The organism is Azospirillum agricola (assembly GCF_017876095.1).
Taxonomy (GTDB): Bacteria; Pseudomonadota; Alphaproteobacteria; order Azospirillales; family Azospirillaceae; genus Azospirillum; species Azospirillum agricola.
The window spans coordinates 1-11,528 of the sequence record NZ_JAGINM010000005.1 but is presented as its reverse complement, the minus strand read 5'-3'; the positions used below and the strand labels follow the sequence as shown (position 1 = coordinate 11,528).

The window sequence follows — 11,528 nt, the reverse complement described above, 5'->3', positions numbered from 1 at the left end:
ATATCAAACAATCCGCGATCATGCGCATTCGGAAAGGTTCAGCGCTTCGGGGTCCGCACCGCCTTGACCGCCAGCTCGGTGCGCGACTGCACGCCCAGCTTCTCCATGATGCGGCTGACGTAGTTCTTCACCGTCCCCTCGGCCAGGAACAGCCCGCCGGCGATCTGCCGGTTGCTCTGGCCCTGGGCGATCAGGTCGAGGATGGCGTGCTCGCGGTCGGTCAGCTCGGTCAGGTCGGGCAGGCTGGCGCCCTCCGGCGGCGCCGCCGGGCGCGAGCGGCGCAGCTCGTCGAACAGCTTGCGGGCGATGTGCGGCGAGATGCGCGTCTCCCCGCGCATCACCCCGCGGATGGTGTCGAGAATCTCCGCCTCCGAGGCGTCCTTCAGCAGATAGGCGGCGGCCCCGGCGGAGATGGCGCCGAAGACGAGGTCGTCGGTGTCGAAGGTGGTCAGCACCACCACCTGGGTGGCGGGGAACTCCGACAGGATCTGCTTGGTCGCGGCGATGCCGCCCAGCCGCGGCATCTGGATGTCCATCAGCACCACGTCGGGCCGGAAGCGGCGGCACAGCTCCACCGCCTCGGCCCCGTCGGGGGCCTGGCCGACGATCTCGATGTCGGCCTCCAGCGACAGCAGGTTGGCGAAGGCGCGGCGGATCAGCTGCTGATCCTCGGCGATGACGATTCGAATGGGAGGGCTGTTCGGGGGACTGTTCGGGGGACTGGGCGGGATCATGGCGGGCCGGGCTCCGGATGGCCCTCCAGGAAAGGGGCTTCCCCGTCCTCGGTCAAGATCCGCTGGAGCCGGCCGAAGACCGGCGAGGGCAGCCGCGCCGCCAGCAGCGGCAGGAGCGCGTCCAGTGCCGCCGCCGTCTGGGCGACGGGAACGCCGGACCGGGCCGCGACCTCCTCGACAAGCGCCTGCGCCGCATGCTTCATGGAACCAACCTTCCGTTGGCGAAATCATGACTCACGTGGGCGGTGTTCGAACATTGACGAAAGACACGGATCGGGCATGACGAACGTCACTTTCGGCGGTGGCGGTGGCGGTGGCGGCGGTGGCGGCGGCGTCGGGGAAAGCGTGGGGGAGACCGGCGCCGGTCCCCTGCTGCGCAGCGTCGACCCGCGCTGGCGGCTGGCGGCGGCGATCGGCTGGTCGATCGCGCTGGTGTCGCTGGCCGTCGCCCTGTTCGTCGGCTTCTGGACGATGCGCGAGGCGCGGCAGGCGCTGGAGCGCGAGATCGGCCAGCTCTACGCCACCCACGCGCAGCGGCTGATCGACACCATCGACACCAACCTCGCCGGCCGCCGGGAATGGGTCGCCGCGTCGGCCACCCTGATCGGCGTGCGGGAAGGCGGGCTGGCCGGGCCGAACACGGATCGGGCGCTGGCCGACCTGAAGGGCGCGCTGGCCGAGATCGAATGGGCGGGCATCATCGACCTGAACGGCACGGTGGTCGCCGGCACCGGCGGCGTGCTGGTCGGTCAGTCGGTGGTGCTGCGCCCCTGGTACACCGGCGCCTTCCTCGGCCCCTACATCGGCGACACCCACCGCGAGCTGCTGCTCGACCGGCTGCTGCCGCCGCTGCGCAACGGCGAGCCGCGCCGCTTCGTCGAGCTGTCGGCGCCGGTGCTCGACCGCGCCGGGAGCATTCGCGGCGTGCTGGCGGTGACGCTCGGCTGGTCGTGGATCGAGGCGTTGCAGCGCGGCACGCTCGCCACGCTGAAGGACCGGCCGGGGGCCGAGGTGCTGCTGCTCGGCATCGACGGCACCGTGCTGTTCGGGTCGCGGCAGACTCCGCGCGGCACCCGCATCGACCTGTCGGCCCACCCCTTCGGCACCAGCCACAGCGTCGAGGGCGGGCTGCTGAGCGGCATCGCCCGCAGCAGCGGCTTCGCCGACTTCCCCGGCCTGGGCTGGAGCGTCATGGTGCGCGAGCCGGTGGCGACCGCCTTCCGCACCGCCGACCGCGCCTCGGTGTCGATCTTCACCGCCATCGCGCTGGGCGGGCTGGTCGCCACGCTGCTCAGCGTGCTGGTCGCCAGCCGGATCATGCGCCGGCTGACGGCGATGGCCGAGGCCGCCGACGATCTGCGCACCGGCCGCAAGACCGGCTTCGAGGGGCCGACCGGGCGCGACGAGGCCGGACGGATCGGCCGCTCCATCGCCTCGCTGGTCGGCACGCTGCAACAGGCGAACGCCGAACTGTCGGCGAGCAACGAACGGCTCGACGCGCGCGTCGAGGAGCGCACCCGCGAGATCGAGCGGCTGAGCCACGAGACCCGCGCCGCCGCCATCGTCCGCGAACGGCTGCGCATCTCGCGCGACCTGCACGACACGGTGGCCCACACGCTGCTCGGGCTGCTGACCCAGATCCGGCTGATCCGCAAGCTGGTGGAGGTCGATCCCTCGCGCCTGCCCGAGGAGATCCGCCGGGCCGACGAGGCGGCGCAGGAGGGGCTGGCGCACGCCCGCGGCGCGGTGTCGCAACTGCGCTATTCCCCCGTGCGCGACGACGGATTCGGTCCGGCGCTGCGCCGTCTGGTCTGCCAGATCCAGGACCGCAGCACCGCGCGCCTGTCGCTGGCGGTGGATGACGGGGCCGAGGGGATGACGGGCCAGGCCGCCGAGACCCTCTACCGGATGATCGAGGAGGCGTTGCGCAACGCCGTCCGCCACGCCGACGCCACCAGCGTCGCGGTCTCCGTCGCGCTGGTGGAGGGCGGCGACGGTGCCGCGGCGTTCCAGGCCAGCGTGCGCGACGACGGGGTCGGCTTCGATCCCACGGCCGATCAGGCGAACCATTTCGGGCTTCTCGGCCTGCGCGAACAGGCCGAGCTGATCGGCGCCGCGCTGACGCTGGACAGCGCGCCGGGACGCGGCACCGCCGTCACCCTGCGCTGGCCCTGGGCCGGCTGACCGCCCCGGCCGCCCCGACCACCGGACGGACGGGCGGGCGGGCGGGGACGGCCGACACCCGCGAAATCCGCAGGGCCGCATCGCGTCGGAACCGGGAGCATGGCGGTTCTCCGGCCGGCGGACTTTGCTATACCGGGGCCATGCAGGACATCGACATCGCCACCGTCACCGCCCCGATCTTCCTCACGATCGCCATCGGCTACCTGACCGTCCGCTCCGGCGTGATGAGCAAGGCCGACGTCGCCGGGCTGGGCAAGTTCGTCATCAACCTGTCGCTGCCGGCCCTGCTGTTCCGCTCGCTGTCGCAGCATCCGCTGGGCGAGATCCTGAACGGCACCTACCTGCTGGCCTACGCGGCGGGATCGCTGACGGTGCTGGCCTTCGGCATCGCCGTCGCCCGCTTCGGCCGCAAGCTGAGCCTGCCGGCCAGCACGATGAACGGCATGGGCATGTCCTGCTCCAACAGCGGCTTCATCGGCTACCCCATCGTCCTCCAGATCCTGGGGCCGACGGCGGGGGTCGGGCTGGCTCTGACGATGATCGTCGAGAACATGCTGGTCCTGCCCATCATCCTGGCGCTGGCCGAGAGCGGCGGCCCGCAGGGCGGCTCGCCCTTGCGGGCCGTCGCCGCCAGCTTCCGCCGGCTGGCGCGTAACCCGCTGATCCTGGCGATCGTCGCCGGCTTCGCCTTCGCCCTGCTCGGCGCCCCGCCTCCGGGGCCGGTCGCGCGGGTCATCGATCTGTTCGCCGCGGCGTCGGGGGCGGTGGCCCTCTTCGCGGTCGGCGGCACGCTGGTCGGCCTGCGGGTGCGCGGGATGCTGCCGGACCTTCTCCAGATCGTCAGCGGCAAGCTGATCCTGCACCCGCTGGCCGTCCTTGCGGCGCTGCTGCTGCTGCCGCCGATCGACCCGAAGCTCCAGATTGCCGCCATCCTCTTCGCGGCGGCGCCGATGCTGACCGTCTATCCGATCTTCGGTCAGAAATACGGGCGCGAGGGAGTCTGCGCGGCGGCCCTGCTGGTGGCGACCGCGCTGTCCTTCGTCACCATCAGCGCCGGCCTCGGCCTGATGGAGGCCGGCGGCCTGCTCAGCGTCCCGCGCTGACCGCGCGGGGCGCCTCCTCCCCCAGCGCGAACAGCGCCAGATAGGTGCGCTGGAGCGCGTTGAAATTGTCGTCGGACAGCAGATAGACCAGCACCTCACCCGCCGGCCCGCGCCGGGTGGCGATGGCTTCGAAATTGTCGTTGAGCAGCGGGGACTCCAGCCGGGCAAGCTCCCGCCCCTCGACCGCCGCCCCTTCCCGCAGGTCGGCCGCCGCGACCCGGACGACCCGCGACGACCAGCCGCCGAGCAGCGACACCCGCCGTTCCAGCACCAGCGCCCCGCCGTCGGGCAACGGCGCCACGCCGGTCGGCCGGTAGCGCGGCGCCGTCCGGTAGGCCAGCGGCCGCCAGTCCTCGCGGGACTCCGGCAGGGCGGCGGTGCGCGTCACCCAGGCGCGCCGGTCCTGGAGTCCGTCCGCCCCCTCCTCAATGGTCAGGAAGCGTCCGTCGGACAGTCGGGTCAGCGATTCCAGGCCGCTGTTGGGCGGGCTGCCCTCCGCGACGTCAGGGGGGACCGGCACCGGGACGGGGGTGCCGTCCGGCCCGCCCTCCCCGGCCGGGTAGCGCAGGATGCGGTGATCGCGCTCGAACGCCACCAGCCATCCGCCATCGTGCCCTTCGTCGTCGGGCAGGCGCGCCAGCTCCTCCGCGTCGGAGCGGCGCTTGCGTCCGGGAATGCCCTCCTCGACCGCGAGCGGACGCACCCGCAGGTCGCGCGCGCCGGTCAGCCGGCCGGCCGGATCGTGATCGAGGCGGCCGGTCGCGACGAGGCCGGTGTCGGCGACGGCGACGAAACGGTCGCCCTCCGGCGCCACCCACAGGCCGGACAGTCCGCCGAGTCCCTCGGCCCTCAGGTCGAGAGCGCCGAGGAAGCGCAGGCCGCCGACCCGGTCCACGCCCGGCCGTTCGCGGTCGAGCATCACCGGAATCGCGGCTCCCGGAGTCGCGCCCTCCGGGGATGCGGCGGCGTTCGGCCGGTCGGTGCCGACCAGCGCGGCGCAGCCGCCGGACAGGGCCAGCAGCAACAGGGCGGAGAGGGTTTTCGTGCGCGTCGTCATGCCCGCACTCATGCCACGCCCGTTCGATCGAGGGAACCACCCGTTGGGTGTCGCCCGTTCGCCGAAGCCCGGAAGCGAAGGGGCGGCCAAGTCCCGGCCGGCGGTGGAAGGCCGGCGGCCCTTTCGACTAGGCGCGCCGGATTACTCCCTTAGAACTGGTTTGGACGGCACGCCGAGGGCCTAGATTGAAGCAGGTTCCCTCGTGACGCCGTGCCGACCCATACTGTTGCCCCATCGCCCCCATCCTGCCGCCCGAGCCGAGACCGTCCCGATGCCGATGTCCCTGCGGCCCCGCGCCGCGCTTCTTCCCCCGGACCGAACCGGCGGCGCGCCCGAAGCGGAGGCGCCGGAAGACCGGCTGAACCGCCGCATCCAGGAGCTGGAATCGGAACTGCGCGAGCTTCAGCACCGCGCCAAGAACAGCCTGCAACTGGTGATCAGCCTGCTGAAGCTTCAGGCCGGCCGCATCCGCGACCCGGACGCCCGCGCCGCCTACGAGCAGACGATGCTGCGGATCGAGGCGCTGGCCATCCTCTACCGCCAGCTTCACGAGACCGGATCGGGCACCCATGTCGATCTGGGCCGCTACGTCGAGGCTTTGTGCGAGACGGTGAAGGAGGGCACGCCGGGCGGGCTGGCCCGCATCCCCGTCCATGTCAGCTCCGACCCGATCCAGGTCGGGCTCTACGAGGCGATGCCGCTCGGCCTGATCATCGCCGAGCTGGTGACCAACTGCCTGCACCACGCCTATCCCGACGACGGCTGGATCCGGGTGTCGGTGCGGCAGGAGCCGAACGGCCGCGCCCGCCTGACGGTGGAGGACAACGGCCGCGCCCTGCCCGCCGGCTTCGACACCACGGCGGAGGATGGGCTGATGCTGGCCGAGGCTCTCGCCGGCCAGCTCGGCGACACGCTGTCCACCGATTCCGACGCGAGCGGAACGACCGCCGGGGTCAGCTTTCCGATCTGACCGGCTCACCGCCGCCATGGCCCTGGTGCCCGTGGTCGTGGTGCCCGTGCGCGTGGTTGTGGTCGTGGTGCTCGTGCGGGTGGGCGGGCTCCCCCGCCGTCTTCACCGCGCCGGCGAACCAGTCGCGGATCGCCTGGAGCGGATCGGTTTCGGTCGTCGTCACCGGCTCGATCCCACGGCGTCTCATGTGCGCGACGAAACCGGCGCCGGACGCCCCGACGACGACCACGCCCACCGCGTCGATCGGGTGCGGCCGTCCGTCGCCGCACAGATGCAGGACCTCATCCTCGGCCAGCTCGATCCGGCCGGTCTCGACCGGGGCGGCGCCGGCCTCCGCCTCGAAGACCAGGAAACGGCGCGTCCGGCCGCCATGCGTGGCGATGGTCCGGAAATCCTGGGTCCCGACCGCGATTTTCATGGGCATTGGTGCTCCTGCTTGTCCGCGATGACGCACCCGACGACCCTCCCTCCTGCCACGCGCGTGGCAGTCCTGCACTGAGCGAGGTCAATGTTCGGGCCAAAAGCTTGACAGGCCCGGCCAATTTCTTAAGATTAACCAACCTGCTCCGTCGGAGAGGCCGGATCCCGCCGCATGGGGGGTCCGTTCCCGTCATATCGCTTTGCATGAGGATGTGACATGAGCACCGCGCTCGCACTCCGTTCGCCGGAAACCGGCGAATCCCTGACCCGCTACATCAACGAAACCCACCGTTATCCGGTGCTGGCCGCCAACGACGAGTTCATGCTGGCCAAGGCGTGGACCGAGCATGGCGACGTCAAGGCCGCGCACGCGCTGGTCACCAGCCATCTGCGGCTGGTCGTGAAGATCGCCGGCGGCTACCGTGGCTACGGCCTGCCGCTGTCGGACCTGATCGCCGAGGGCAATCTCGGCCTGATGACCGCCGTCAAGAAATTCGAGCCGGAACGCGGCTTCCGCCTGTCCACCTACGCGATGTGGTGGATCAAGGCGTCGATCCAGGACTACATCCTGCGCTCCTGGAGCCTCGTGAAGATCGGCACCACCGCCGCCCAGAAGAAGCTGTTCTTCAGCCTGGGCCGCCTGAAGCGCAAGCTGGGCGAGCTGGGCAACGGCGACCTGGCCCCGGAGAGCGTCACCCGCATCGCCAACGACCTGGAGGTCGGCGAGAGCGACGTGGTGGCGATGAACCGCCGCCTGTCCGCCCCGGTCGCCTCGCTGAACGCGCCCATCGCGGCGGAGGGCGATTCGGAATGGCAGGATCTGCTGGCCGACGAGCGCCCGACCGTCGAGGACCATCTGATCGAGCGCGGCGAGGCCGGCCGCCGCAGCGCCCTGCTGCGCGAGGCGATGACGGTGCTGAACGACCGCGAACGCGACATCCTGACGTCGCGCCGTCTGTCGGAGCAGCCGCTGACCCTGGAGGATCTGGCCGTCCGCTACGGCGTCAGCCGCGAGCGCATCCGCCAGATCGAGGAGAAGGCCTTCTCCAAGGTCGCCAAGCAGACCCTGGAGCTTGCCGCCGCGGCCTGACGCCGGTTCGCGCGCCCTGCTCCGCCCCGTTTCCCCGACGCGCCGCAATCCCGATTGCGGCGCTTTTTTTTGCCCCGTCGAATAACTCATGGTGAGTTATTTATTGACGCCTCCCGGACGATCTGTAAGAGTCGAAACCGGATCGCGGCCTTGCCGCGCGACCTCCTTTCCATTCGAAACGGGCCCCCTTGGGCGACCGCTTCGCCGTGTTTTCTGGAATGCGCTCCTCCTCGGGTGCGTCGGGCTTCCGCTTCCTGGCGGAGGCTCACCTTGCGGCCGGACGGTCTGTCACCGTCCGGCCTTTTCTTTTGTCGAGAGTGTCGGCACGCCGCGTGACGGCCCGACGTGACGGCGGTTGGAACAAGGTCCGGAGAGAAAGTCATGCGCACCGTTCTGCTGACCGGCTTCGAGCCTTTCGCGGGCGAATCCGTCAACCCGTCCTGGGAGGCGGTGCGCCGGCTCGCCGATTGGGAATGCCGGGGCCATCGCGTGGTGGTCCACCGCATCCCCTGCGTCTTCGGCGCGGCGCTGACGGCGCTGGAGCGGACGGTGGCGCTCGCGGATCCGGTGGCGGTGCTCGGTGTCGGCCAGGCGCAGAGCCGCGCCGATGTTTCCGTGGAGCGGGTGGCGATCAACCTCGACGACGCCCGCATCCCCGACAACGCCGGCCGCCAGCCCATCGACGAGCCGGTCATTCCCGGCGGTCCCGACGCCTATTTCGCCAGCCTGCCGGTCAAGGCCATCGTCGCGGCGGTGCAAGCCGCCGGCCTGCCGGCCTCGGTGTCGCAGACGGCGGGGACCTTTGTCTGCAACCATCTGTTCTACGGCGCCTGCCACCTGCGGGCGCGGCATCGGCCAACGATGCGGGTCGGCTTCATCCATGTTCCGCTGTCACCGGAGCAGGCGGCGCGCCATCCGGGAAGCCCGTCGATGAGCGTCGACAGCGTCGCCGCCGCGCTGCGGATCGCGGTGGACACCCTGCTGGCCACCCGGACCGATTCCCGGATCGCCGGAGGCCGGCTGGACTGACGGCACCGGGCCAGGCGGCCCGCCGGGTCACTGGGGCGAGGCACCCAGCCCCAACGACATCATCCGCTCATAGAGCGAGGCGCGCGAGATGCCGAGCAGCTTGGCCGCCCGTGCCTTGACGCCGCCGGCCTCCTCCAGCGCCGCCGCGATGGCCATCCGTTCGGCGGCGCTCAGCACCTCCTGCAAGGGCCGGGTGCCGGGATGCGCGGCGAGCGCCGAGGCGCCGGCCGGGTGATGATGGACGCCGGGCAGCACGCTGCGGATGCGCGGCGCCGTCAGGATCGGCGCGTCGGTCAACGCCACCACCCGCTCCAGCGTGTTGTAGAGTTCGCGGACGTTGCCCGGCCACTCATACTCGCGCAGCACCTGCACCGCCGATTCCAGCAGCTCGCGCGGCGGTGTGCCCTGCTGGATCGCCAGCTGCTCCAGGATGCGGTCGGCGATGCTCTCGACGTCCTCCGGCCGGTCGCGCAGCGGCGGCAGGGTGATGGGAATCACGTTGAGCCGGTAATAGAGGTCGGCGCGGAACTGCTTGTCCTTCACCAGCCCGAGCAGGTCGCGGCTGGTCGCCGCGATGATCCGCACATCGACCCGCGTCACCTTGTTGGAGCCGAGCGGCTCGATCTCCCGCTCCTGCAACACGCGCAGCAGCTTGGCCTGGAGCGGCAGCGACATGTCGCCGATCTCGTCGAGGAACAGGGTGCCGCCGTTGGCGAGCTGGAACTTGCCCTCGCGGTGACGCCGGTCGGCACCCGTGAAGGCTCCCGGGGCGACGCCGAAGAACTCGGCCTCCAGCAGCGTTTCCGGGATCGCCGCGACGTTCACCCCGACGAAGGGGCGGTTGGCGCGCGGGCCGGCGTTGTGGATCGCCTGGGCCAGCAGCTCCTTGCCGGTCCCGGTCTCCCCCAGCAGCAGGACGGTGGAATCCATCTGCGCGGCACGGCGGCCCAGCCGCTTGATCTCGCGAACGGATTCGCTGGCTCCGAGGAACTGCGAGAAGGAGTATTTGGCCCGCCGCTCATGCGCCAGCTCCTGCTGGGCGCGGACCAGCTCCTCCTGCAACTGCTCGTACTTCTTCACCAGCGGGCGCAGATACTCGGCGCGGTCGAACAGCACGAAGCCGATGGCGCCGATGACGGCGCCGTCCGGCCCGCACAGCGGCAGGCGGGTGACCACGAAGGAACGGTCGCCGAACTCCATGATGTCCAGCGGCATCGGCTGGCCGGTCTCGATGACATGGCGCAGCAAACTCTTGGGAAGCACATCCTCCACCGGCTTGCCGCGCGGATCGCCCTTGAACCCCACCAGCGCCTTGTACTTGTCGTCCATCCAGGCGATGCGGGCGTTGTGGTCCACGGTGACGGCGCCGACGCACATGCTTTCCAGATGTTCGGAGAGGGAGTGGACCGCGCGCTGGCGCAGCGCTTCGAAATCGACGTTGTCGCCCACTCCACCCTCCCAGACAGGACCGACTGGTGTCGTCGCGGCGTCGGCCTTCGCTGCACCGCAGCGATTTTCCCCAACATTGTCGGAGGTCTGCATGGTAGCCCATCCTGGCTGACGAAGGGAAGGCGTGTATCGGGAAGTGGAGCGCCAGTGACGCGCTCCGTCTCTCCACCGATTTGACCTTTCCCCTGCTTCAGTTTCTTGGGGATTTACGGCAAGGGAACTGCGGCATGGGGATACACAAGGTCTCTGATGATCGAAGGAACGGGACGGAGCCCGCTCCAAGCGTCGGCCTTCGAAGAATTACTGGGAGGTCCAGCCGCCGTCCATCGTCACCGCGGAGCCGGTCATCTGGTCCGCCGCGCCGGAGCACAGGAACACCGCCAGCTCGCCGAGCTGGGCGGGGGTGACGAAGCTCTTGGAGGGTTGCTTCTCGCCGACCAGCAGGCGGCCCGCCTCCTCGACCGAAATCCCCTTGGACAGCGCCAGCGCGTCGATCTGCTTCTGCACCAGCGGGGTCAGCACCCAGCCGGGGCAGATCGCGTTGCAGGTCACCCCGCTGCCCGCCGTCTCCAGCGCCACCACCTTGGTCAGGCCGACGACGCCGTGCTTGGCGGCGACATAGGCGGTCTTGTTGACCGAGCCGACCATGCCGTGGACCGAGGCGATGTTGACGATGCGGCCCCAGCCGCGCTGGCGCATGCCCGGCAGGGCGTGGTGGATGCCGTGGAACACCGCCGACAGGTTGATGGCGATCACCGCGTCCCACCGCTCGACCGGGAACTCCTCCACCGGGGCGACGTGCTGGATGCCGGCGTTGTTAACCAGAACATCGACGCGGCCGAACTCGGCCTCGGCGTGGGCGACCAGCGCGGCGATCTCGTCGGGCTTCGACAGGTCGGCGCCGTGGTGGGTGGCGCGCACGCCGAACTCCGAGGCGATGGAGCGGCGCAGATCCTCGATGGCGTCCCGCTCGCCGAAGCCGTTCAGCACCAGATCGGCCCCGGCCCCGGCCAGCGCCCGCGCGATGCCCAGGCCGATCCCGCTGGTGGACCCGGTGACGATGGCGGCCTTTCCCTTCAACAGCATGGCGTTTCCTCTTCCCGTTCTTTTGTCTTCGTTGTGGGTTGTCGAGGGCATGGGCGCCCGCCGCACGGCGGCACCGGCCTTTCAAATAGAAAAAACAAATGGATCGGCTTGCGATCGATGGATCGCGCATCCCCGAAAAGGCAGGGGGCCATGACGGCCCCCCAAGGGGAACAACCGCAAAACGAAATCTCTCGCGTCCGGCCTGTTCCGGCGCGGATCAGCGGGCCCGGCCCGGAAGACGGGCCAGAATTTCGCCGACGATGCCCTTGCGGAAGAGCAGGACGCAGACGACGAAGATGGCGCCGATGACGACCGGGACCGGGAGGCTGGTGGCGGCCAGATAGCTCTCCAGCGTGACGACCAGCGCGGCGCCGACCACCGGGCCGAACAGCGTGCCCATGCCGCC

General features: G+C 70.5%; 11 protein-coding genes and 1 pseudogene. 5 read left to right on the top strand and 7 right to left on the bottom strand.

All coding sequences use genetic code 11. The features are described 5' to 3' along the window. Positions 1 to 38: 38 nt before the first annotated feature. Together J2847_RS08475 and J2847_RS08470 are read right to left on the bottom strand one after the other, a co-directional pair. A complete protein-coding gene (locus tag J2847_RS08475) occupies positions 39 to 734 on the bottom strand; it encodes a response regulator (RefSeq protein ID WP_209778590.1) in 696 nt (231 codons plus the stop codon). Next, positions 731 to 937 (bottom strand): hypothetical protein, encoded by a 207-nt coding sequence (locus J2847_RS08470; protein WP_209778589.1) that lies wholly within the window; start codon positions 935 to 937, stop codon positions 731 to 733. Before J2847_RS08470 ends, J2847_RS08475 begins: the two co-directional genes overlap by 4 nt. Before the next feature lie 76 nt (positions 938 to 1,013). Between J2847_RS08470 and J2847_RS08465 the strand changes: the two genes are divergently transcribed. Both J2847_RS08465 and J2847_RS08460 read left to right on the top strand, forming a co-directional pair. Then, a complete protein-coding gene (locus J2847_RS08465) occupies positions 1,014 to 2,918 on the top strand; it encodes a sensor histidine kinase (RefSeq protein ID WP_209778588.1) in 1,905 nt (634 codons plus the stop codon). A 140-nt stretch (positions 2,919 to 3,058) separates the two neighbouring features. Beyond that, positions 3,059 to 4,021 carry an AEC family transporter gene (locus tag J2847_RS08460; RefSeq protein WP_209778587.1) on the top strand — a complete coding sequence of 321 codons (963 nt, stop codon included), beginning with the start codon at positions 3,059 to 3,061 and terminating at the stop codon, positions 4,019 to 4,021. Here J2847_RS08460 and J2847_RS08455 read toward each other — a convergent pair. Continuing rightward, positions 4,005 to 5,078 (bottom strand): esterase-like activity of phytase family protein, encoded by a 1,074-nt coding sequence (locus tag J2847_RS08455; RefSeq protein WP_209778586.1) that lies wholly within the window; start codon positions 5,076 to 5,078, stop codon positions 4,005 to 4,007. The genes J2847_RS08460 and J2847_RS08455 overlap by 17 nt on opposite strands. Positions 5,079 to 5,349: 271 nt before the next feature. Between J2847_RS08455 and J2847_RS08450 the strand changes: the two genes are divergently transcribed. Further along, a complete protein-coding gene (locus tag J2847_RS08450) occupies positions 5,350 to 6,048 on the top strand; it encodes a sensor histidine kinase (protein WP_209778585.1) in 699 nt (232 codons plus the stop codon). Here the strand turns inward: J2847_RS08450 and J2847_RS08445 are convergent. Then, entirely contained in the window at positions 6,032 to 6,472 is a 441-nt protein-coding gene (locus J2847_RS08445) for a NifB/NifX family molybdenum-iron cluster-binding protein (protein ID WP_233474384.1), read from the bottom strand. The genes J2847_RS08450 and J2847_RS08445 overlap by 17 nt on opposite strands. A 213-nt stretch (positions 6,473 to 6,685) precedes the next feature. Between J2847_RS08445 and rpoH the strand changes: the two genes are divergently transcribed. Further along, a complete protein-coding gene (rpoH, locus tag J2847_RS08440; protein WP_209778584.1) occupies positions 6,686 to 7,558 on the top strand; it encodes an RNA polymerase sigma factor RpoH in 873 nt (290 codons plus the stop codon). 381 nt (positions 7,559 to 7,939) lie between these two features. Then, positions 7,940 to 8,587 carry a pyroglutamyl-peptidase I gene (gene pcp, locus J2847_RS08435; protein ID WP_209778583.1) on the top strand — a complete coding sequence of 216 codons (648 nt, stop codon included), beginning with the start codon at positions 7,940 to 7,942 and terminating at the stop codon, positions 8,585 to 8,587. A gap of 27 nt (positions 8,588 to 8,614) precedes the next feature. On the opposite strand, the gene J2847_RS08430 is transcribed toward pcp, so the two are convergent. The 3 genes and pseudogenes from J2847_RS08430 to J2847_RS08420 form a co-directional block, all read right to left on the bottom strand. Beyond that, positions 8,615 to 10,036 carry a sigma-54 interaction domain-containing protein gene (locus tag J2847_RS08430; protein WP_325169348.1) on the bottom strand — a complete coding sequence of 474 codons (1,422 nt, stop codon included), beginning with the start codon at positions 10,034 to 10,036 and terminating at the stop codon, positions 8,615 to 8,617. A gap of 300 nt (positions 10,037 to 10,336) precedes the next feature. Then, positions 10,337 to 11,122, bottom strand: coding sequence for a 3-hydroxybutyrate dehydrogenase (locus tag J2847_RS08425; RefSeq protein ID WP_209778581.1), 786 nt, complete (start codon positions 11,120 to 11,122; stop codon positions 10,337 to 10,339). Between the two features lie 217 nt (positions 11,123 to 11,339). Further along, positions 11,340 to 11,528 (bottom strand): annotated as a pseudogene (locus J2847_RS08420) (branched-chain amino acid ABC transporter permease); the annotation flags it as partial.